The following is a 20,775-nucleotide window of genomic DNA, read 5'->3' on the forward strand; positions in this document are numbered from 1 at the left end:
GATCACGACAGCCCCGGCGCATCGGTGCCCGCGTCGTCCGGCGCGACCGGCAGGGTGAGGGCGGCCAGGGTGCCGCCGCCGGGCGCGGGAACCAGTGTCACCGAACCGGAATGGACCGCGGCCACCCACTGCACCAGTGACAGTCCGATGCCGTGCCGCCCGCCCGCGCCGACCGCGCCGCGCCGGAACGGGTCGGTGAGCGCCGGATCCAGCCCGCGCCCGTGATCGCGCACGATCACCTGCCCCGCAGCGACCCGGACCCGCACCGGCGGGCCGCCGTGCACCAGCGCGTTGTCGACGAGATTGCGCACGGCCAGAGCCAGTAACTCCGGGTCCGCCCACACCGCGGTGGGTTCGGCGCTCAGCTCGATCTCGCCGCCGCAGTCGGCGACCACGCCCTCCACCAGCTGATCCAGGAACAGCCGCTGCCGATCCAGTTCGCCCGCACCGGTTTCCGCGCGGGTGCGGGCCAGCAGCCCGGCGACCATGCGGCCCATGCGATCGGTGAGCGAGCGCGCGTCGGTGACGGCGCGGCGGGCGTCGGCCGGATCCCGCAGCGCGGCGTCGAGATAGAGGCGCAGGGTTGCGAGGGGCGTGCGCAATTCGTGCGACGCCTCCGACAGGAACCGTTCCTGCTCGTCGAGCATCCGCACCGCCGGGCGCATGCTCACCCCCGACAGCAGGTGCCCGGCCAGCGCCGCGAGCGCCACCAGGGCGAGTCCGCCGCTCCACAACGCCACCACCAGCCTGCGGTGATCGCGGGAGCCGGGCTCCGGATCACCGCCCGCGACGACGACGGCCCCGACGGTGGCGTCGGTGTCCCAGGCGGGAGCCACCGCCAGCCGCACCGGCTCTCCGTCGCGATCGGTGGTGGTGTGCCACTGCGTCGCCTCGGCGTCGGCGGCCCGCCGCGCCAGTCCGGTCAGCTCCGCGGGCAACCCGGATCGCTTGTGCACGAACAGTTCCCGCCAGCTGTCGTCGGGCTGCCGGACCAGGATCGTGACGGCATTGACGCCCCCGACCAGATCCTCGTCCCCGCGCACCGTCTCCAGATCGACGCTGCCGTCCTCGTTCCAGTACACCTCCCGCACCACACCGGTCACGACCCGATCGACCCCGGCGTCGAGGTCGTGTTCGCGGGAGTGCGCGTCGATGGAGGCCGCGATCGACGCGAGTACGACCAGGCACAGCGCGGTCAATGCGGTGAACAGCCCGGTCAGCAGCCAGCGGGTCCGCCGCAACCGGCCCGGCGAGGTCGGTGTTCCCGGCCCGCGCCGAAACCGCCCGAGCAGCCCCGGCGGCCGCCCGGCGCTTTCCGCCGTCCCCGGGCCGTGCCCCATCCGCCCGCGCGCGCTCGGCGGCGTCGCGCCCCCTGGACCGGAATCCTGGTGGGGCGCAGCGAATTCGGCGATCATGCGCCGCTCACGCCAGGACGCGAGTCGCCGCCGGATGGTCACGGCGCGATGGTGAAACCGGCGCCGCGCACGGTTTCGATGAGCGGTGGCGCGCCGAGTTTGCGGCGCAGCTGGGCGATCACGACATCGACGACATTGGAGGCGGGCTCGGCCATTTCGTCCCAGCAGCATTCGATGAGTTCGGTGCGGGTGACCACCGATCCGGCGCGGGCGGCGAGCAGTTCGAGCACACCGAATTCCTTGGGCGTCAAGGTGAGCAGCGTGCCCGCGCGGTGGACGCGGCGGCGCGGGCGATCCACGAGCAGGGTGCCGACGACCGTGCGGGTCGGCGCGGGCAGTTCGCGGCGGCGGCACAGCGCGCCCACGCGGGCGGCGAGCTCGTCCATGGCGAAAGGCTTCACGACGTAGTCGTCCGCGCCGTGGGCGAACCCGTCGAGCCGGTCGGCGAGCGCGTCGCGGGCGGTGAGCATGACGACCGGGGTGCGCCGCCCGGCCTCGCGTTGCGCGCGCACCAGGTCGAGCCCGTCCCCGTCGGGCAGTCCCCGGTCGATGACCAGGCAGTCGTAGCTGTTGACCTCGATCTTCAGGTCGGCGTCGGCGTAGTCGCGGGCCAGATCCACCGCGAATCCCGCCGCCCGCAGGCCCCCCGCGACCTCGTCGCCCAGGTTGCCGTCGTCCTCGACCACGAGTACCCGCACCTGCGTAATTACAGCATCCATACCGGTCATCCGGCCATGACCGACAGCCTCGGCAACGGAAGTACAGGGCAGCACCTGCTCGCCACATGCGGGCCGGCCAACCACCACCCAGGCCGCCGTCCACGCCTGCGGCGGTGCGCCTCGGTCAGGGACCGACCCCCACCGGACGCCCCGCGGCGTTGTCCCCCGGACATCCCCGCGACCTTCGCGAGGGCCCCGATCCCGGCCGCCCGGCCATCGGCGCGCAGGCGGTGCGTGGTGGCATGCTCGCCACCATCGGCTCTCCTCATGCCGCCACTGTCGCAGGACGTCCGTGAGGAATTCGTGGGCCGCGGCTACCGGTCAGGGGCGCAGATACCGATCGGTCCAGTCCGCGTCGAACCAGCCGGGCGCGGCCGCGGTGAACTCGCGTCGGTCCCGGGCCCCGCTTCCGGCGGGCAGCGAACCGACCAGGTCGACGCCCGTGACGGCGGGCAGATCGGTGCGATTGCATTCGGCGGCGAGATCGGGTGCGGCGGGCCAGGATCCGATGACCAGGCCCGCGCAGTCGACGCCCGCCGCGGCCAGCGTGCGGGTGGTCAGCTCGCTGTGGTTGAGGGTGCCCAGCCCGGCGGCGGCCACCAGCAGGACGGGGGCGCTCATCTTCTGGGCCAGGTCCAGCAGGGTGAACTCGCCCATACGCACCAACAGCCCGCCGGCGCCCTCGACCAGGATCAGGTCGGCGTCGGCGCAGGACTCGATCCCGGCGACCGTCTCGGCCAGGGTGAGCAGCGGCTGACCACAGCGGCGCGCGGCGGTGTCGGGGGCCAGCGGGTCGGGGTAGCGCGCGAATTCGAGGGTGCGGGTCACACCGCTGAGCCGGGTGATGTCGGCCAGGTCGCCGGGTTCGCCGGGGGCCATGCCGGTCTGCGCGGGCTTGACCACCGCGACCTCGGTCCCGGCGGCGCGGGCGGTCGCCGCCAGCGCGGCGGTCACGATGGTCTTGCCGACATCGGTCGAGGTGCCGGTGACGAACAGCAGTGTCGCGGTCATACCGAAACGGCCTCCCGCCCACGGGCTTCGGCCAGTACCTCGCCGAGAACGGTGGCGATGGTGGCCAATTCGGCCTCGGTGAGATCGGCGCGCGCGGTCAGGCGCAGGCGCGAGGTGCCCTCGGGCACCGACGGCGGGCGGAAGCAGCCGACGCTGAGGCCGCGCGCCCGGCAGGCCTGGGCGGCGTCGTAGGCGATCTGCGCCTCGCCGAGTACGACGGAGACGACCGCCGACTCCGGGTGCCCGACACCGGCGATGCGGGCCAGGTCGGCGGCGCGGTCGAGGACCCGCTGGGCCATCTCGGGCTCGCGGCGCAGCAGCCCCAGCGCCGCGCGGGCCGCGCCGACGGCGGCCGGAGCCAGGCCGGTGTCGAAGATGAAGGTGCGGGCCGCGTCGATCAGATGCGCGCGCACCCGCTCGCTCGCCAGCACCACGCCGCCTTGTGCGGCAAAGGCTTTGGAGAGGGTCGCGGTGATGATCAGGTCCGGTTCCCCGGCCAGCCCGCACTCGTGCACCAGACCACGGCCGCCGTCGCCGCGCACACCCAGTCCGTGCGCCTCGTCCACGATCAGGACCGCGCCGTTGGCCCGGGTGACGCGATGCAGTTCGGTCAGCGGCGCCAGGTCGCCGTCGGCACTGAACACCGAATCGGTGAGCACCAGCGCGCGTTCCTCGGTGCGCCGCGACAGCAGCCGATCCACCGCTGCGGGATCCTTGTGCGCCGCGATCTCCACCCGCGCCCGCGACAACCGGCAGGCGTCCACCAGGGAGGCGTGACTGCCCTCGTCCGAAACCACCAGCGCCCCACGTCCGGCCAGCGCGGTGACCACGCCGAGGTTGGCGGCGTAGCCGGAGGCGAACACCAATCCGGCTTCCGCGCCCACGAATTCGGCGAGTTCCCGCTCGAGCTGCTCGTGTTCGACGGTGGTCCCGGTGACCAGTCGCGAACCGGTGGAGCCGGTGCCCCAGTACCGCACCGAGGCGACCGAGCCCTCGACGACCTCGGGGTGGCGGACGAGCCCGAGGTAGTCGTTGGAGGCCAGGTCGATGCTCGCCGCGTCGGAGGTGCGGGGTCGCAGTTCACGGCGCAGCCCCGCGTCCACGCGTTCGGCGGCGCGGGTGTCGAGCCAGCTCAAGGGATCGGCAGTCACAGCTCGGAAGCATACTTGAACGCCGTTCAGGAGGCCATGGGTGTCGGTGGACGGCGCTATGCTGGAGGATCGTAAGGAGGCTGCGCGATGCCACGATGGGCAATAGTGGTCGAGCAGACGACCGGCTTCGGCGACTCCAAGACCTGGAGTCCGAAGATCCTCACCGAGGTGGTGGGAACCCGCGAACAAGCTCTCGCGAAGGTCCCTGACCTCGTCTCGAAATTCATTCCCGATCATCCGAAGTTGATCAGCCGCCGCACGATTCTGCGCGACGGCGACACCTTCATGCTGATCGCACGTGGCTGGTCCGATGACTATCACTGCGTGTTCAAGGTCTGGGAAGTCCTGTCAGACAGCGACAATGCAGACAAAGCACGCGAGAAACGGGCCAACCGCTAGGAATTCGGCATCCCGGCGGTAGTTCAGGATCAGGCCGCGGCAGCCGCGAGCATGGCGGCGGTGATCCGGCGGACGTCCTCCGAGGTGCTGATGAACGGGGGCATGGCATAGACCAGGTTGCGGAAGGGCCGCAGCCAGGCTCCCGCATCGACGGCGGCGTGCGTCGCCGCGCGCATGTCCACCGGGTGATCGAGCTCGATCACCCCGATGGCACCGCGCACCCGCACGTCGGCGACGCCGGGCAGGTCCCGCGCCGGGGCCAGACCGGAGTTCAGCTCGGCCTCGATCCGGGTGACCTCGCCCCGCCAGTCGCGCGAGAGCAGCAGTTCGATCGAGGCGACCGCCACCGCGCAGGCGAGGGGGTTGCCCATGAAGGTCGGGCCGTGCATGAGACCGCCGTGTGAGCGGCTGATGGCCTGGGCGATCTCCGTGGTGGTCAGGGCGGCGGCCAGGGTCAGGTAGCCGCCGGTGATGGCCTTGCCGACGCACATCACGTCGGGGCGGACGCCGGCCTGGTCGGCGGCGAAAAGTGTTCCGGTGCGGCCGAATCCGGTGGCGATCTCGTCGAAGACCAGCAGGACGTCGTGTTCGTCGCAGAGGCGGCGCAGTTCGGTCAGGTAGCGCGGGTCGTGGAAACGCATGCCGCCCGCGCCCTGCACCACGGGTTCCACGATGACGGCGGCCAATTCGTGGGCGTGCTCGGCGATGGTCCGTTCCAGTTCGGCGACGTACTCCGGCCGGAAGTCGGCGGGGGGCGCGCTCGCGAAGATCTGCGGGACCAGCACGTCCGACCACAGCGAGTGCATGCCGCCCTCCGGGTCGCACACGCTCATGGGGGTGAACGTGTCGCCGTGGTAGCCGCCGCGCCAGGTCATCAGCCGATGCTTCCCGGGCCGGCCCACCGCGCGCTGGTACTGCAGGCACATCTTCACCGCGACCTCGACCGACACCGAGCCGGAGTCGCAGAGGAACACCTTGTCCAGGCCCTCGGGGGTGAGCTCGACCAGCAGTCGCGAGAGCCGCACGGCGGGTTCGTGGGTGAGCCCGCCGAACATGACGTGACTCATCTTGCGCGACTGCGCCAGCAGCGCCGCGTCCAGCACCGGGTGCTGATACCCGTGCACGGCCGCCCACCAGGAACTCATGCCGTCCACCAGTTCCCGGCCGTCGGCCAGGGTGAGCCGGGTGCCCGACGCCGAGGCCACCACCAGGGGTTCGGTGCCGGCCGGGAAGCCGCCGTAGGGATGCCACACGTGCGCGGCGTCGAGGGCGGTGATCTCGGCGGACGACAGCGCGGCCGATGCCGTCAGGGGGTCGGTCAATGCCACAGGTGGTCCTTCGAGGAGCGGGCTTGAACGGCGTTCAAGTTACCAGAACCGCCGTACGACCCGGCAAGCGCGGGCCGATAGGGTTCCCGGTATGGCTCCCGCGACTCCCGGCACCACCGGGCTCGGTGTCTGGCCGGGGACCGCCTACCCCCTGGGCGCGACCTACGACGGCGCCGGAACGAACTTCTCCGTTTTCTCCGAGGTGGCCCGGCGGGTGGAGCTGTGTCTCATCGACGCCGAGCACCGGGAGACCCGGATCGAGCTCGAGGAGGTCGACGGGTACGTCTGGCACGCCTACCTGCCCGGGATCGGCCCCGGGCAGCGCTACGGATTCCGGGTGCACGGCCCCTTCGAGCCGGCCGAGGGCCTGCGCTGCGATCCGAGCAAACTGCTGCTCGACCCGTACGGCAAGGCGTTCGAGGGCGACTTCGGTACGGCCATCGCGCCCTACAACTACGGGCAGAACTCGCTCGGGCACACCATGACCGGGGTGGTCATCAACCCCTGGTTCGACTGGGCCGACGACCGCGCGCCGAAACGGCCGTACCACGAGACGGTCATCTACGAGGCGCACGTGAAGGGCATGACCGTCACCCACCCCGAGGTGCCGCCGGAGCTGCGCGGCACCTTCGCGGGCATGGCGCACCCCGCGATCATCGACCACCTGCGCGGGCTCGGCGTCACCGCGGTGGAACTCATGCCGGTGCACCAGTTCCTCGACGACCGCATCCTGCTGGACCGGGGACTGCGGAACTACTGGGGCTACAACAGTTTCGGCTACTTCGCGCCGCACCGGGGCTACGCCGCCGGAGCCTCCCCCGCCGCCGCGGTCACCGAATTCAAGGCCATGGTGCGCGCCTTCCACGCCGCGGGCATCGAGGTGATCCTCGACGTGGTCTACAACCACACCGCCGAGGGCAACGAGTTCGGGCCGACCCTCAGCTTCCGCGGCCTCGACAATGCCGCGTACTACCGACTGGTGGACGACGATCCACAGCACTACATGGACTACACCGGCACCGGCAACAGCTTCAACATGCGGCATCCGCACGCCTTGCAGCTGATCATGGATTCGCTGCGGTACTGGGTGCTCGACATGCGCGTGGACGGCTTCCGTTTCGACCTGGCCGCCACCCTGGCCCGCGAATTACACGACGTGGACCGCCTTTCCACCTTCTTCGACCTGGTGCATCAGGATCCGGTGGTGAGTCAGGTCAAGCTGATCGCCGAACCCTGGGATGTCGGGGAAGGCGGCTATCAGGTCGGCAACTTCCCGGTCGCCTGGACCGAATGGAACGGCAAATACCGTGACACCGTGCGGGATTACTGGCGCGGGCAACCGGCCACCCTCGGCGAGTTCGCGTCCCGGCTCACCGGCTCCTCGGACCTGTACGAGGCGACCGGCCGCCGGCCCAGCGCCAGCATCAACTTCGTCACCGCGCACGACGGGTTCACCCTCGCGGACCTGGTGTCCTACAACGAGAAACACAATGACGCCAACGGCGAGGGCAACCAGGACGGCGAAACCTACAATCGCTCCTGGAACTGCGGCGTCGAAGGCCCCACCGACGACCCGGAGATCCTGGCCCTGCGGGCCCGGCAGCGCCGCAACCTGCTCGCCACCCTGATGCTCTCCCAGGGCACCCCGATGTTGTTGCACGGCGACGAGTTCGGCCGCACCCAGCACGGCAACAACAATGTCTACTGTCAGGATTCGCCGCTGTCGTGGATGGACTGGACCCGCATGGACACCGAGGCCGAGCTGCTCGAATTCACCAGGCGCACCGTCGCCCTGCGCGCCGCGCACCCGGTGTTCCGGCGGCGGCGCTTCTTCGATCCCGCGCCCGCGCCGGACGGGCTCGGTGACATCGCCTGGTTCACCCCCGGCGGCGCGGCCATGACCGACGCCCACTGGGAGACCGGTTTCGCGCGCTCGCTCGCGGTGTTCCTCAACGGCGACGGCATCGGCGAACCGGGCCCGCGCGGGCAGCGCGTCACCGACGACTCGTTCCTGCTGTGCTTCAACGCCCACGACGAGGCCCTCGACTTCACCCTGCCCGACGCCCGGCACGGCGACAGCTGGACCGTGACACTGGACTGCTCCACCCCGACCGGCGAACCGGCAGGCAGCGACCCTCACGGCGCGTCGGCCACGGTGCAAGTGCCCGCACGCTGTCTCGTCGTACTGCGCCGTACGGCATGATCGGTAGCGACATGACCAGCTCGCCCGAACACACCACCGGCCCCATCGCCCGCCAGATGCCCGTGCGCAGCACCTACCGCCTGCAGCTGCGGCCCGACGCGCTCACCTTCGCCGACGCGCGCGGTATCGCCGAATACCTGCAACAGCTGGGCATTTCGCACCTGTACCTGTCGCCCGTCATGAGTGCGGCCCGCGGCTCCACCCACGGCTACGACGTCATCGACCCGACCACGGTGTCGGCGGGGCTGGGCGGGCCGACCGGGCTCAAGGCCCTCGCCGACGAGGTGCGCAGCCGCGGTATGGGGCTCATCGTCGACCTGGTGCCCAACCACGTGTCGGTGGCCGATCCGCGGCAGAACCAGTGGTGGTGGGAGGTGCTGCGGGACGGCAAGGACTCGCCCTACGCCACCTGGTTCGACATCGACTGGACCTCCGGCAACGGCGCGGGCGGGCGGATCGCGCTGCCGGTGCTGGCCGGGGAGAACGATCCGGCCGCGCTGACCGTGGACCGGTCCGGGCCCGAACCCATGCTGGCGCTGCACGATATGCGCTTCCCCATCGCCCCGGGCACCGACGGCGAGAACGCGCTGCGCATCCACGACAAACAGCACTATCGGCTGGTCAACTGGAAATCCGGGCTGTGCGGGTACCGGCGCTACTTCACCGTCGGCGGGCTGGCCGCGCTGCGCCAGGAGGACCCGGCGGTCTTCGAGGCCACCCACCGCGAACTGGCCGCCTGGTGCGAGCACGACCTCATCGACGGTGTGCGCGTGGACCATCCCGACGGGCTGGCCGAACCTGCGCAATACCTGCGGCGGCTGCGGCGGCTGATCGGGCCGCAGCGGCTGCTGCTGGTCGAGAAGGTGCTCTCCAACCGTGAGCCCCTCGACGCCACGCTGCCGATCGACGGCACCACCGGCTACGACGCGCTCGCCGACATCGGCGGGGTGCTCATCGACCCGGACGGGGAGAAGCAGCTCACCGATCTGTCGCGGCAGTTCACCGGGCACGGCAGCGACCGGGCCTGGTTCACCGAGCAGGAGCATCGGATTCGCCGCGCGGTCGCCGAGACCATGCTGGTGCCGGAGGTGCGGCGGCTGGTGGCGGCGGTCAAACGCGACGCCCGCGCCGACGTGTTCGACACCATGGCGCTCACCAACGCCGTCATCGAGGTGCTGTCGTTCATGCCGGTGTACCGCACCGACTACGCGCCGCTGGCCGGGATGGTCGGCGCGGTGGTCGCGGAGGTGGCGCGCCGCAATGCCGAACTCACCGCGCCGCTGCAGGTGCTGGTGACCGCGCTCGCCGTGGGTGGCGAGGCCGTCACCCGCTTCCACCAGGTGGGCGGGGCGATGAGCGCGAAAGCGGTGGAGGACACCATGTTCTACCGTGCCGCCCGGCTGGTGTCGCTGCAGGAGATGGGCGCGGACCCGGCCCGGTTCGGGTGCTCCCCCATCGAATTCCATCTCGCCAACGCCGAGCGCGCCGCCCGCTGGCCGGCGACCATGACCGCCCTGTCCACCCACGACACCAAGCGCGGCGAGGACGTGCGCGCCCGCATCGGCATGCTGTCGCAGGTGCCCGACATCTGGGCGCGGTCGGTCAGCACCTGGGAGGAGATCGCGCCCGGGCCCGACGGCGCGACCACACTGTTCCTGCTGCAGAACATGTTCGGGGTGTGGCCCGCCGACGGACGGCCCGCCGCGAGCGTGCCCGGGCTGCGGGAACGGCTGCACCGGTTCGCGGAGAAGGCGGTCCGCGAGGCGGGCACCCAATCCTCGTGGGAGGAACCCGATATCGAGTTCGAGACGGCGGTGCACCGCTGGATCGACGCCGTCCTCGACGGACCGGTCGGCTCGGAACTCGGGGAATTCGTCAACGATCTCGCCATCCACGCCTGGACCGACTCCCTGGCCCAGAAGCTGCTGCAGCTGTGCGGCCCCGGCATCCCCGACATCTACCAGGGCTGCGAACTGTGGGAGGACTCGCTCGTCGACCCCGACAACCGCCGCCCGGTCGACTTCACCCACCGCTCCCTGCTGCTCCAATCCCTCACCGGCACGCCCGATCTCGACCCCACCGGCGCGGTCAAGATGTGGATCGCCGCCTACGCGCTGTGGCTGCGCCGCGAACGCCCCGACTGCTTCGTCGGCGGCACCTACACGCCCCTGTTCGCCTCCGGCGACCGCGACCACCACCTGCTCTCCTACGCCCGCGGCCGCACCGGCGAAACCCCCGAGATCATCGTCGCCGTCACCCGCCACAGCATTCGCCTCGACGAGGCCGGCGGCTGGGGCGACACGGTCCTCGACCTCCCCCAAGGCCACTGGACCGACCGCCTCACCGGCCACACCTTCTCCGGCCGCGCCCGCCTCGAAAAGCTCTTCGCCCGCCTCCCGGTCGCCCTGCTCGTGCGCTGACACCCGGCCCACCCAACCGGAGACAGCTGCCGCGAGAACCGCGGCGGGCTCGTCGGTCCGCAGCCTCGAGAACCGACTCCGCGGCGAGCGGCTCGGGCACACCACAGTCGCGGCCTGCGGAGATTGGCCATACCGAGGCGGCCGAGGTCTGCGATCCGACGACTCCGTCATGGGCGGAGGCGCGCTTGCCCGCTCTGGTTCTCAGATACCGACTGCGCGGCAGGGGGGGTTGGGGGGTGCCGTCGCCGGCCGTGGTGGGCCAGGTCATGGCGGCGGAGGTTTGGGCGCCGCAGCCGGGGTAGCGGTCGGCCGGTTGCCAGGCGGTGGCCTTGGCGAGCACCACGCCGAGCAGACCGGGGAGGCTCGGATCCGTTGCGGGGATCGGGATCTCGCGCGGGAGGTGGCCGGTGGTGGGCTGGTGGAGGGTGACGGCCAGGGCGTGGACGTCGGCGGGCGGGCCGACGGTGCGGCCCGCGCACTGTTCGGGTGGGGCGTAGGGCTGGGAGAAGGCCCAGCGACCGGTGGCGGTCCGGGTTTCCTCGGCGGCGAGGCTGCGGGCGATGCCGAAGTCGCCGATCAGGACCCAGTCCGTGCCCGCGGCGCCGGTGCGGAAGATATTGGCGGGCTTGACGTCCCGGTGGACGACCTGGTGGATAGCGCCGTCACGCCCGTCCGGCAGCCCATTATCAGGCGGCGGATTCCGCCGATCCGCTCCCCTCGTCGATGCTGACCGGATGCCGGGGCAGCGGAACCAGGTCGATCGACTCGATCAACTCCGACGGGACGGGACCGGGGCGGCGCTCGCACCAGCGCCGAATATTGGCCGGGCGGTAGCCTTTTCGATCCCCGACGGTGGAGGCCAGGAAGCTGTCCTGGTCGCCGGGCTGCAGCAGTTTGCGCCACGAGTCCCAGTAGAAGCGCGGGCTGCGCCAGGTGGTGGTCATGCGCGCGGCATTGAGGATGCGGAAGCCCGGGCTCAGCGAATCGTGCAGGTGCGGGGCGTCGAACGGGCAGCCGCGCAACAGGTCGTCGAGTCGATCGTGGTCGAAGGCCAGGCCCTCGGCCTCGGCTTCGGCGATCATCCAGCGCAACGTGATGTCGGACAGGCCGCAGTCGGCGTAGCCGCCGCCGATATCGCAGTGCACGCCCTCGAACCAGACCTGCTTCACCCGGTCGGGCCGGTCGGCGTAGAGCTCGCGCTGCTCGTCGGGGACCTCCCACAGGCAGGGCGAGAAGGCGCGCCGCCGCTCGTCGATGGCCAGTGCCTGCCGCGCGCACCGCACGATGCGCGAGAGCCGCACATCGTGGAAGCGGTGCACGCGCGCGGTGATGCCGGGGACGCCCATCGCGCCCACTGTGTCGAAGACGCCCAGGAAGTTGATGGCCGGGGCCTGGGGGTGGGAGTTCCGGGCCCGGAACTCGGCCCATTCGGGCGGGTCCGGGTCGTCGGCGTGCTTCTTGCGCGTCCGGTAGATCCTCAAGGCCTTGGGGTACTGGCCGCCGATCATGGCCGGGTAGGTCAGGATGCCGAGCCGGTTGATCATCCCGGCCAGGCTGCGGGCGGTGTACGCGCCGCGGCTGAAGCCGAAGATGTAGATCTCGTCGCCGGGTTCCCAGTTCAGGGCCAGCTGCCAGTAGGCGGCCGACAGGTTGGCCTCCAGGCCCAGCCCGAAGGCGCCGCCCAGGAGCTTGTCGGACATGAAGCCGCGGGAGCCGGGTCCGGGAACATAGTTGATGCGCTGGCCGACGCGGTTCCCGTCCTGATCCGTCCCGGTCAGCCGGACCGTCTCGGCGATCTTCACGATATTGGACACCGCCGAGCTCGATTCGGCCTGCCAGGTGCCGTCGCAACACACCACGAGTCGTTTCATGAACGCCAGCCTCCCGTCCTGACCGTCCGGTTTCCTGCGTAGCGAACTACTCGAATAATCGCGGCCCCGCCGCGCGGCCGTTAACCCCGTGCGGGCCCCAGGAATCCCCGCACCAGCGCCATCGACACGCCGGGTTCGGCCCGCGACCGGTCATGACTCGTTCACGATCGGCGTGGCACGGTGAGCCCATGTCCCCACCGCGGCGGTCCCAGCCGACGCCCCCGCTCACCATCGGCGACCTGGTGGTCGATCGTCTGCGGCGCCGCGTCCGCCGCGACGGCGTGTTGCCGAGCAGGACGATGCGCGAGTTCTGCGGGCTGGAACTGCTCGCCGAGCGTGCGGGCACCCTGGTCAGCCCGGCCGGCATCGCCACCGCCTGTGGCGAATCCGGCACCGGGACCGGCGTGGGCGAGGTGATCACGAAGCTGAACCGCACACTGGGCGATCCGCGCATCATCCACGGCTCGGCGGCGGGATACCCACTGCACGCCTGAGAACCTCACGGGGGCAACCGGTCCCGTGTGATCCGAACGAGGGGTCGGATCACACGGGTCACCGGATCAGGTCAGGTACCGGTACGCGGGCGAGTTCGGGTCCAGCCGCTGGCCCTGGATCGGCGAGGCCTCCAGCCGCGCGATCAGCGGCTCCAGGCAGTCCGGGCTGCCCAGTTCGATGCCGACCAGCGCCGCCCCGGTCTCCCGGTTGTTGCGCTTGACGTACTCGAACAGGGTGATGTCGTCGTCGGGGCCGAGCACCTCGTCGAGGAAGCGGCGCAGCGCACCGGGCTCCTGGGGGAAGTCCACCAGGAAATAGTGTTTCACGCCCTGATGCACCAGCGAGCGCTCGATCACCTCGCCGTAGCGGGAGATGTCGTTGTTGCCGCCCGACAGCAGGCACACCACCGTCGAGCCCGGCTCGATCTCGATCTCACGCAGCGCCGCCACCGACAGCGCGCCCGCCGGCTCGGCCACCACGCCCTCGTTCTGATACAGCTCCAGCATGGCCGTGCAGATCGCGCCCTCGTCCACATGCATCATGCGGAAAGTGCCCGCGCCGGACTCGGTTTCGGTGCTGGTCAGTAAAGGCAGCGAGGCGTGCGAACGAACCAGGCCACCGAAGCGCGACACCGCGGTGTAGGGCACCGCCCCGATCCGGCGCACGGCCGCGCCGTCCACGAACGGATCGATCTCGGGAAGCGTGACCGGGCCGCCCGCCACCAGCGCGGCGGTCATCGACGCCGCGCCGGTGGGCTCGACACCCAGGATCGCGGTCTGCGGCGATCGCTCGCGCAGATAGGTACCGACCCCGGCCAGGCAGCCGCCGCCACCCACCGGCACGATCACCAGATCCGGTGCGCGGCCGAGCTGTTCGAGGAATTCGGCGGCGATGGTGCCCTGCCCGGCCGCGGTGCGCGGATCGTCGAAGGGCGGGACCATGGTGGCCCCGGTGCGGGCCACATCGTCGGCGGCGGCCGCGGCGGCCGCGTCGTAGGTGTCGCCGACCGCGATGAGTTCCACGAATTCCGCGCCGTGCACGCGGATCCGGTCGCGCTTCTGCTTCGGAGTGGTGCGCGGCACGTAGATGCGCCCGCGCACGCCCATCGCCTTGCACGCGAAAGCCACGCCCTGGGCGTGGTTTCCGGCGCTCGCGGTGACCACGCCGGCGGCCTTCTCGCCGTCGGTGAGCTGCGCCATCAGGTTGTAGGCGCCGCGCAGCTTGTAGGACCGGACCGCGGTGAGGTCCTCACGCTTGAGGTAGACCTCCGCGCCGGTCAGCGCCGACAGCCGCGGAATCCGCTGCAGCGGCGTCGGCTCGATAATGTTCGAAATTCGCTTGGCAGCCGCGTCGATCTCGTCCGCCGTCAATTCGGGCAGCGGACCGGACACTTTCTCTGCTACAGCAAGCGGATCAGACACCCGAACATGCTAGCCGGGTGCACGCGCCCCGGTGGAGGCAGCGCCCATTTCGGTGCCGCCTCCGAGATCGGGACGGCGTGTCAGGCGCGCGGGGTGAGGACGAACAGCGGGATCTCTCGGGCCGTCTTCTTCTGATAGGCGTCGTAATCGGGCCACACCTCGGCGGCCCGCTTCCACCACACCGCCTTCTCGTCGCCGGTGACCTCGCGCGCGTCGTAGTCCTTGACCACGTCGCGGTCGCGCAGTTCCACGTGCGGGTCGGCCTTGATGTTCCAGTACCAGACCGGATGCTTGGGCGCGCCGCCCAGCGAGGCGACCACCGCGTACTCGCCGTCGTGCTCGACGCGCATGAGCGGGGTCTTGCGCAGCTTGCCGGACTTGTTGCCGCGGGTGGTCAGCAGGATGACCGGCACGCCCTGCAGGGTGGTGCCCGTGGCTCCCCCGGAGTTCTCGTACTTCTCGGCCTGCTCGCGTGCCCAATCGGACGTGCTGGGTTCGTACTCTCCGTGAAGTGGCATACGACCAGCAACGGCCCGGGCTCATGTGTTGTTCCCGACAGAAAGTTTCGGTTGCCCGAACTTTGGTTCGACGTCTACCCTGACCATATGGCAGTGGTTCACCCTACGGACACCGAACGCGCGGTCGCGCGCATCGCGGCCGTGGATATCGCCGGGACGGCGTGGCCGGTCTACAAGCTGGAAGCCTTGTTCGCCGGTGTGGTGGTCGCCCTGACCCTCGCCCTGATCACCGGGTCCGCGCAGGCCGCGGTGCTCGGCGCGGCCGTGATCGCGGCCCTGCGGTGGATCGCCGGTTCCATTCGGCGCTGATCTCGATCCGGAATCCCCCGGTTTCGAACTGGACGTTCATCCGTGTTGGTCGGCACATTCACCCTGCCCGGCAACATCGGGGTGATCCCCCAGGCCTTTGTGCCCACCATGAACGTGAGCCAGGTCGATCCCTCACTGATCATCATCGGCCCAACATCGAAGTGCCGTTGAGCGTCGATCTGGCCCCGGGTGGGGTCAAGGACGTCCCCGTGGCCGACAAGGAACTGCTGCCGGGCAAGACCGTGCAGATCGTCGTCCGCGACTTCCACATCGCCGTGAACCAGTGCGCCGGACCGGTCTCGATCCAGCTGTACGCCTACATGTACGCCAAGTCACCCGAAACCGATGACAGCGGCGCGGTTCGGCGACCCGACCTGGCTCTGAAAATCCCGTGTGCCCCGCGCTGACGCGAGGGGCACACGGGGCAGGGGTGGGTAGTCGCCGACCGGTGGCCTCTCAGCCGGCGAGGCAGCCCGGGCCGAGCAGGGCTTTGAGGTCGCCCATGAGGGCCGAGGACGGCGAGACGCGCAGGTTGTCGGCGACCTTCAGCTTGGTGGTGCGATCGCGGGAACCGACGTGTTTGATGTGCACGTCCGCGGTGCCGGGGTGGCGGGACAGGACGCGCTTGAGTTCGCCGATCTTGTCGGGGGTGCACAGGCGGGTGGGGATCACGACCTGTAGCGGCTTGTCGACGCCGATCGCGGAAAGATCCGGCACCACAAGGTCGTTGGCGATCAGCGAGACCCGGTCGTCGCGGGCGTTGACGCGGGCCTTCACCAGCACGATGGCGTCCTCGGTGACGTCCATGCCGTAGACCGAGTAGGACTGCGGGAAGAACAGCACCTCGATGCCACCGGTCAGATCCTCCAGCTGCGCGGAGGCCCAGGGCAGACCGTTCTTGTTCACGCGGCGGGTGACATTGGCGAAGATGCCGCCAATGGTGACCTGCGAACCGTCTTTGACGTCGCCTTCGAGGATGGCCGGGATATTGGTGTCCGACTGTGCCGTCAGCACGTGCTCGACGCCGTTGAGCGGATGCCCGGACACGTAGAGGCCCAGCATCTCCCGCTCCAGGGCGAGCTTGTGCTTGGTCTCCCATTCGTCGTCGGGGACCTTCACATTGAAGACGCTCGCGATCGAGTCGTCGCCCTCGTCCAGGCCGCCGAAGAGGTCGAACTGGCCGATGGCCTCCGCCTTCTTGGTCGACATGCACGCGTCGATGGCGTCGGAGTGCACCAGCAGCAGGCCCTTGCGCGGATGCCCGAGCGAGTCGAAAGCGCCTGCCTTGATGAGGGATTCGGTGACCTTCTTGGTGCAGGCGATGGCGTCGATCTTGTTCAGGTAGTCGGAGAAGTCGGTGAACTTCGACTTCTCCTTGCGCGCCGCGATGATCGAGGCCACCACGTTCGCGCCGACATTGCGGACCGCGCCCATGCCGAAGCGAATGTCATTGCCCACCGAGGCGAATTCGAGTTCGGACTCGTTGACGTCGGGCGGCAGCACCTGGATGCCCAGGCGGCGGCAGTCGGCCAGATAGACGGCGGCCTTGTCCTTGTCGTCACCGACGGAGGTGAGCAGACCGGCCATGTACTCGGCGGGGTAATTGGCCTTGAGGTACGCGGTCCAGAACGACACCAGCCCGTATCCCGCGGCGTGCGACTTGTTGAACGCGTAACCGGCGAACGGGAGAATCGTGTCCCACAGCGCCTTGATGGCGGGCTTGGTGAAACCGTTCTCCAGCATGCCCTTCTCGAAGCCCTCGAATTCGGCCTCGAGGACTTCGGCCTTCTTCTTACCCATCGCGCGGCGCAGAATGTCGGCTCGGCCGAGGGAGTACCCGGCGACCTTCTGCGCGATCTGCATGATCTGCTCCTGATACACGATCAGGCCGTAGGTATCACGCAGGATGTCCTTCAGTGGCTCTTCCAATTCGGGGTGAATCGGCTTGACCTCTTGCCGCCCGTTCTTGCGGTCGGCGTAGTCGTTGTGCGCGTTCATGCCCATGGGGCCGGGGCGGTAGAGCGCGAGCACGGCGACGATGTCCTCGAAGCCGGTGGGCTGCATACGGCGCAGCAGATCTCGCATGGCGCCACCATCGAGCTGGAACACGCCGAGAGTGTCACCGCGCGCGAGCAATTCGTAGGTGGCGGCGTCTTCCAGCGGCAGTGTGTCGAGGTCCAGGTCGATGCCGCGGTTGGCCTTCATGTTGACCAGGCAGTCACCGATGACCGTCAGGTTGCGCAGACCCAGGAAGTCCATCTTCAGCAGGCCGATGGCCTCACACGACGGGTAGTCCCAGCCGGTGATGATGGCGCCGTCCTGCGCGCGCTTCCACACCGGGATCGCGTCGGTCAGCGGCTCGCTGGACATGATGACGGCACAGGCGTGCACACCGGCGTTGCGGATCAGGCCTTCGAGACCGCGGGCGGTTTCGTAGATCTTGTTGACGTCCGGGTTGGTGTTGATGAGCTCGCGGACCTCGGCGGCCTCTTTGTACCGCTCGTGCTCCGGGTCCATGATGCCCGAGAGCGGAATGTCCTTGGCCATGATCGGCGGCGGCAGCGCCTTGGAGATCTGGTCGGCGATCGCGAAGCCGGGCTGGCCGAACTGCACGCGGGCCGAGTCCTTCAGCGCCGCTTTGGTTTTAATCGTACCGAAGGTGATCACCTGCGCGACGCGGTCGCTGCCCCACTTGTCGGTGGCGTAGCGGACCATCTCACCGCGGCGGCGATCGTCGAAGTCGATATCGATATCGGGCATGGACACGCGCTCGGGGTTGAGGAAGCGCTCGAACAGCAGACCGTGCGGAATCGGGTCGATGTTCGTGATGCCCATGGCGTAGGCGACCAGCGAGCCGGCCGCCGAACCACGGCCCGGGCCGACATTGATGCCGACCGAGCGGGCGTAGGTGATGAGGTCACCGACGACGAGGAAGTAGGCGGGGAAGCCCATTTCGTTGATGACGCCGAGCTCGTACTGGGCGCGGGTGATGTACTCGTGCGGCGGCCCGCTCGGGAAACGGCGGTCCAGGCCCTTCATCACCTCGTGCTCGAGCCAGGTGGCCTGGGTATAGCCCTCGGGCACCGGGAAGATCGGCATGCGGTCGCGGTGCGCCCAGACATCGTCGTAGGACTGGACGCGCTCGCCGATCAGGACCGTGTTGTCGCACGCGCCGGGGACTTCCGCGTCCCAGATGGCGCGCATCTCCTCGGCGGACTTGAGGTAGTAGCCGGAGCCGTCGAACTTGAAGCGGGTCGGGTCCGAGAGCGTCTTGCCGGTCTGAATGCACAGCAGCGCTTCGTGATTGCCCGAGTCGTGCTCGTGCACGTAGTGGCAGTCGTTGGTGGCCAGCGGCGGGATGCCCAGCTTCTTGCCGACATCGAGCAGACCCTCGCGGACCCGGCGTTCGATGGACAGGCCGTGGTCCATGATCTCGAGGAAGAAGTTCTCGGGACCGAAGATCTCCTGCCACTTGGCGGCGGCCTCGAGGGCCTCGCGCTCGTGACCCAGGCGCAGGCGGGTCTGCACCTCGCCGGACGGGCAGCCGGTGGTGGCGATGATGCCCTCGGCGTGCTCGGCGATGATGTCGGCGTCCATGCGCGCCCACTTGCCCAGCTGGCCCTCGATGGAGGCGAGGCTGGACAGTTTGAACAGGTTGCGCAGACCGGTCGCGTTCTCCGCGACCATGGTCATGTGGGTGTAGGAACCCGAACCGGAGACGTCGTCACCCTTCTGCGACGGGTCGCCCCACAGCACACGCTTGGTGTTGAACCGGGACTCGGGCGCGATGTAGGCCTCGATGCCGATGATCGGCTTGATGCCCTGCTTCTTGGCGGAGTTGTAGAACTCCGAGGCGCCGTACATATTGCCGTGGTCGGACATGCCGACGGCGGTCATTCCCAGCCGTGTCGCCTCTTTGAACAAGGGCGTGATCTTCGCCGCGCCGTCGAGCATCGAGTACTCGGTGTGGTTGTGGAGATGGACGAATGATCCCGACGAGGCTGACACCCGGACATACTATGCGGCCCCACCGACGAGTTCCGAAGCCACGCGGGGGCGCCGGTGATGAACGGCGTGGCGGGCCCTGCGTGTCGTGGCAGAGGTCACCCGGAGGCGCTCGCGGGCATCGGGTTCAGGCGGCAGCGGGCTGGGCGTTGGTCGTGGTGCGGCGCGCCGCGTTGGCGCCCCGCACCGCCAGCGGCAGCACCCATGCCGACGCGATCTGGTCCAGGCCCATGGCCCCGAGGCCGAGCCGGTTGTGGACGAATCCGACCGACAGGCCCAGCCGGGGTTCCGCCCAGCCGAAGGACCCGCCCAATCCGATGTGCCCGAAGCCGGCGCGCGCCCCCGGGACCGGCAGCGAGTGATAGCCCATGTGCCACATCATCGGGATGTAGAACAGCGCGCGGTCGAGGTGATAGCTCTCCACGCGCCGCATGGCCGCGATGGTCTCCGGCGACAGGAACCGGCGGCCCTCGTGCATGCCCCCGTTGGCGAGCGCCCCGTACACCGTGGCCAGTCCGGTGGCGGTGCAGACGCCGTTGCCCGCGCCCAATTCGGTGTGCAGGATCGGCGGGTCCTCGCCTTCGAGGAGTTGATCCAGGCCGGGCAGGAACAGCGCCCGCGCCGCCGCGCCGACCGCGCCGGGCAGCGAATACGCGCGGCCCAGGGCCAGCGAGACGTAGTTGGCGCCGACGGCCGACAGCTTGTTGCCGCTGAGCACCGCGGCGCTGGTCGGCGATCCGGCCGGGGGCAGGCCCAGGTGGATGCCTTCCGCGCCCAGCGGTTCGGCGACCTCGGTGCGGATCAGTTCGGCCATGCCGCGCCCGGTGACGGCGCGGGCCAGCCCGGCGAGCAGCCAGCCGAAGGTGAGCGCGTGATAGGTCGGGACGCCCAGCAGATGATCGGGTTTCGCGGCGGCCAGGTGGTCTTCCATCATGCGGTGGTCGAGCACATCGTCGAGGCCGCGGGCGATCTCGGGCAGCCCGTAGAGTCCGGCGCGGTGGGACAGCAACTGCCGCACCGTGATTCGGCCCTTGCCATTGGCCGCGAATTCCGGCCAGTAGTGGGCGACGGGGGCGTCGTAGTCGAGTAGGCCGCGGTCGGCGAGCCGGTGGATGACGGTGGCCGCGATGCCCTTGGTGGCGGAGAAGACGATGGCCCCGGTATCGGCGTCCCAGGCCCGGCCCGGCGCGGCGTCCCCCGTCCAGATCCGCACCAGCGGCTCCCCGCGCAGGTGCACCGTGAGCGCGCCGCCGGCGCCCGGGTGACCGCCGACCATGCGGGCGAAAGTGCGTACCAGCGGGCCGAATTCGGCGGCCGCGTAGCCGCCCACCGTAGCGGGCAGGTCGACGAGCCCCGTAGCGTCATTGCTCACGCCATCCACGGTACGAGTGACCAGTCACCGAGGGCAATGACGACATCGGGAGAGTTACTGTCGTTGGCCCAGTGGTTATCCGGGGTGGCCGGGTAGTGACCGCGGCGTTACCGATGAGGGTTTACCGAGATCAGCGGG

General features: G+C 69.8%; 17 protein-coding genes. 6 read left to right on the forward strand and 11 right to left on the reverse strand.

Translation table 11 applies throughout. The annotated features are described in order from the left end of the window. Window positions 1–2 precede the first annotated feature (2 nt). The 4 genes from ABZ412_RS31080 to ABZ412_RS31095 form a co-directional block, all read right to left on the reverse strand. Complete coding sequence (locus tag ABZ412_RS31080) at window positions 3–1,457, reverse strand: HAMP domain-containing sensor histidine kinase (RefSeq protein WP_357287299.1); 1,455 nt, start codon at window positions 1,455–1,457, stop codon at window positions 3–5. Beyond that, window positions 1,454–2,134 carry a response regulator transcription factor gene (locus ABZ412_RS31085; RefSeq protein WP_357287302.1) on the reverse strand — a complete coding sequence of 227 codons (681 nt, stop codon included), beginning with the start codon at window positions 2,132–2,134 and terminating at the stop codon, window positions 1,454–1,456. The genes ABZ412_RS31080 and ABZ412_RS31085 overlap by 4 nt, the downstream gene beginning before the upstream one ends. 321 nt (window positions 2,135–2,455) lie before the next feature. Then, complete coding sequence (gene bioD, locus ABZ412_RS31090) at window positions 2,456–3,145, reverse strand: dethiobiotin synthase (protein WP_357287304.1); 690 nt, start codon at window positions 3,143–3,145, stop codon at window positions 2,456–2,458. Beyond that, complete coding sequence (locus tag ABZ412_RS31095; RefSeq protein ID WP_357287307.1) at window positions 3,142–4,296, reverse strand: 8-amino-7-oxononanoate synthase; 1,155 nt, start codon at window positions 4,294–4,296, stop codon at window positions 3,142–3,144. Before ABZ412_RS31095 ends, bioD begins: the two co-directional genes overlap by 4 nt. 105 nt (window positions 4,297–4,401) lie before the next feature. On the opposite strand from ABZ412_RS31095, the gene ABZ412_RS31100 reads away from it, so the two are divergent. Continuing rightward, window positions 4,402–4,695 carry a hypothetical protein gene (locus tag ABZ412_RS31100; RefSeq protein WP_357095160.1) on the forward strand — a complete coding sequence of 98 codons (294 nt, stop codon included), beginning with the start codon at window positions 4,402–4,404 and terminating at the stop codon, window positions 4,693–4,695. A 29-nt stretch (window positions 4,696–4,724) separates the two neighbouring features. Here the strand turns inward: ABZ412_RS31100 and ABZ412_RS31105 are convergent, their stop codons facing one another. Beyond that, complete coding sequence (locus ABZ412_RS31105) at window positions 4,725–6,023, reverse strand: adenosylmethionine--8-amino-7-oxononanoate transaminase (RefSeq protein ID WP_357287310.1); 1,299 nt, start codon at window positions 6,021–6,023, stop codon at window positions 4,725–4,727. A 91-nt stretch (window positions 6,024–6,114) separates the two neighbouring features. Between ABZ412_RS31105 and glgX the strand changes: the two genes are divergently transcribed. Beyond that, the gene (gene glgX / locus ABZ412_RS31110) at window positions 6,115–8,226 is read left to right on the forward strand and encodes a glycogen debranching protein GlgX (protein ID WP_357287313.1); all 2,112 of its coding nucleotides are present in this window, start codon (window positions 6,115–6,117) and stop codon (window positions 8,224–8,226) included. Between the two features lie 56 nt (window positions 8,227–8,282). Next, window positions 8,283–10,646 (forward strand): malto-oligosyltrehalose synthase, encoded by a 2,364-nt coding sequence (treY, locus tag ABZ412_RS31115; protein WP_357287445.1) that lies wholly within the window; start codon window positions 8,283–8,285, stop codon window positions 10,644–10,646. Here treY and ABZ412_RS31120 read toward each other — a convergent pair. Both ABZ412_RS31120 and ABZ412_RS31125 read right to left on the reverse strand, forming a co-directional pair. Beyond that, the gene (locus ABZ412_RS31120; protein ID WP_357287448.1) at window positions 10,567–11,382 is read right to left on the reverse strand and encodes a protein kinase; all 816 of its coding nucleotides are present in this window, start codon (window positions 11,380–11,382) and stop codon (window positions 10,567–10,569) included. The genes treY and ABZ412_RS31120 overlap by 80 nt on opposite strands. Next, window positions 11,333–12,517 (reverse strand): DUF2235 domain-containing protein, encoded by a 1,185-nt coding sequence (locus ABZ412_RS31125; RefSeq protein WP_357287316.1) that lies wholly within the window; start codon window positions 12,515–12,517, stop codon window positions 11,333–11,335. Before ABZ412_RS31125 ends, ABZ412_RS31120 begins: the two co-directional genes overlap by 50 nt. A gap of 188 nt (window positions 12,518–12,705) precedes the next feature. On the opposite strand from ABZ412_RS31125, the gene ABZ412_RS31130 reads away from it, so the two are divergent. Further along, complete coding sequence (locus tag ABZ412_RS31130) at window positions 12,706–13,011, forward strand: hypothetical protein (RefSeq protein WP_357287319.1); 306 nt, start codon at window positions 12,706–12,708, stop codon at window positions 13,009–13,011. A gap of 66 nt (window positions 13,012–13,077) precedes the next feature. Here the strand turns inward: ABZ412_RS31130 and ilvA are convergent, their stop codons facing one another. Together ilvA and ABZ412_RS31140 are read right to left on the reverse strand one after the other, a co-directional pair. Then, the gene (gene ilvA / locus ABZ412_RS31135) at window positions 13,078–14,433 is read right to left on the reverse strand and encodes a threonine ammonia-lyase IlvA (protein ID WP_357287322.1); all 1,356 of its coding nucleotides are present in this window, start codon (window positions 14,431–14,433) and stop codon (window positions 13,078–13,080) included. A gap of 80 nt (window positions 14,434–14,513) precedes the next feature. Then, window positions 14,514–14,951, reverse strand: coding sequence for a nitroreductase family deazaflavin-dependent oxidoreductase (locus ABZ412_RS31140; protein ID WP_357287324.1), 438 nt, complete (start codon window positions 14,949–14,951; stop codon window positions 14,514–14,516). 87 nt (window positions 14,952–15,038) lie between these two features. Between ABZ412_RS31140 and ABZ412_RS31145 the strand changes: the two genes are divergently transcribed. Further along, entirely contained in the window at window positions 15,039–15,260 is a 222-nt protein-coding gene (locus ABZ412_RS31145; protein ID WP_357287327.1) for a hypothetical protein, read from the forward strand. A gap of 167 nt (window positions 15,261–15,427) precedes the next feature. Next, the gene (locus tag ABZ412_RS31150) at window positions 15,428–15,667 is read left to right on the forward strand and encodes an MspA family porin (RefSeq protein ID WP_357287329.1); all 240 of its coding nucleotides are present in this window, start codon (window positions 15,428–15,430) and stop codon (window positions 15,665–15,667) included. Between the two features lie 49 nt (window positions 15,668–15,716). On the opposite strand, the gene dnaE is transcribed toward ABZ412_RS31150, so the two are convergent. Next, window positions 15,717–19,268 carry a DNA polymerase III subunit alpha gene (dnaE, locus tag ABZ412_RS31155; RefSeq protein WP_357287332.1) on the reverse strand — a complete coding sequence of 1,184 codons (3,552 nt, stop codon included), beginning with the start codon at window positions 19,266–19,268 and terminating at the stop codon, window positions 15,717–15,719. Window positions 19,269–19,392: 124 nt separating this feature from the next. Then, complete coding sequence (locus ABZ412_RS31160) at window positions 19,393–20,637, reverse strand: serine hydrolase domain-containing protein (protein ID WP_357287335.1); 1,245 nt, start codon at window positions 20,635–20,637, stop codon at window positions 19,393–19,395. Window positions 20,638–20,775 lie beyond the last annotated feature (138 nt).

The sequence above is a fragment of the Nocardia sp. NPDC005746 genome (genome assembly GCF_040630785.1).
Taxonomy (GTDB): domain Bacteria; phylum Actinomycetota; class Actinomycetes; order Mycobacteriales; family Mycobacteriaceae; genus Nocardia.

Excerpts from the sequence above, each read along its gene's own strand:
- ABZ412_RS31085 (WP_357287302.1), bottom strand. The coding sequence starts at position 2,134 with ATGGATGCTGTAATTACGCAGGTGCGGGTACTCGTGGTCGAGGACGAC.
- bioD (WP_357287304.1), bottom strand. The coding sequence starts at position 3,145 with ATGACCGCGACACTGCTGTTCGTCACCGGCACCTCGACCGATGTCGGC.
- glgX (WP_357287313.1), top strand. The coding sequence starts at position 6,115 with ATGGCTCCCGCGACTCCCGGCACCACCGGGCTCGGTGTCTGGCCGGGG.
- treY (WP_357287445.1), top strand. The coding sequence starts at position 8,283 with ATGCCCGTGCGCAGCACCTACCGCCTGCAGCTGCGGCCCGACGCGCTC.
- ABZ412_RS31125 (WP_357287316.1), bottom strand. The coding sequence starts at position 12,517 with ATGAAACGACTCGTGGTGTGTTGCGACGGCACCTGGCAGGCCGAATCG.
- ABZ412_RS31130 (WP_357287319.1), top strand. The coding sequence starts at position 12,706 with ATGTCCCCACCGCGGCGGTCCCAGCCGACGCCCCCGCTCACCATCGGC.
- ABZ412_RS31140 (WP_357287324.1), bottom strand. The coding sequence starts at position 14,951 with ATGCCACTTCACGGAGAGTACGAACCCAGCACGTCCGATTGGGCACGC.
- ABZ412_RS31145 (WP_357287327.1), top strand. The coding sequence starts at position 15,039 with ATGGCAGTGGTTCACCCTACGGACACCGAACGCGCGGTCGCGCGCATC.